This window comes from Chryseosolibacter histidinae (assembly GCF_018598225.1).
GTDB classification, from domain to species: Bacteria; Bacteroidota; Bacteroidia; order Cytophagales; family Cyclobacteriaceae; genus Chryseosolibacter; species Chryseosolibacter histidini.
Map to the genome: position 1 here is coordinate 1 of NZ_JAHESF010000098.1, position 674 is coordinate 674.

The window sequence follows — 674 nt, forward strand, 5'->3', positions numbered from 1 at the left end:
GGTGCGATAGCGATCGGCTCTCCGGTAGCAGGCACAGGTGGATTGATCAATCTTCCGACAGGCAACCTGACAGCAAACACGACTTTTAATGTTTTTGCGACCCTCACAGCTACAGGTTGTGATACGGAGATGAACAACACGATTGGTGTGACGGTCAACGCTATTCCTTCGATTACGACCCATCCTGTAAGTGTAACGCAATGTGCAGATAACGGAACGACGTTTACGGTTGCAGCTACCGGCACCACGCTTACCTATCAGTGGAGACGGAACGGAGTAAACCTGACCAATGCAGGAGTTTACAGCGGCGTGAACACATCAACGCTGACGATTAGCAGTGTAGCAGGCGTTGCAGGGAATTTTGATGTAGTGGTGACGGAGACGAGCGCGACACCGAACTGTCCTGTGACGAGCAACGCAGCCACGCTTGCGGTTAATCCCCTTCCGACGGGTCTTGCTGTAACCACAGCAGCATCGGCGATTTGTTACGGCGCCTCGACCAATATTCAGATCGCGGGAAGCCAGGCTGGCGTTACTTACCAGCTCCGTAATGATGCTGGTGACATAGCGATCGGCTCCCCGGTAGCAGGCACAGGTGGACTGATCAATCTCCCGACAGGCAATTTGACGGCGAACACGACCTTCAATGTATTTGCTACCATCACGGCTACAGG

The 674-nt window shown here is 53.4% G+C and carries 1 protein-coding gene; it reads left to right on the forward strand.

From position 1 onward, the window contains the following. Positions 1–674 (forward strand): immunoglobulin domain-containing protein (locus KK083_RS32335; RefSeq protein WP_254170300.1); only part of this gene is annotated, 674 nt, incomplete at both ends.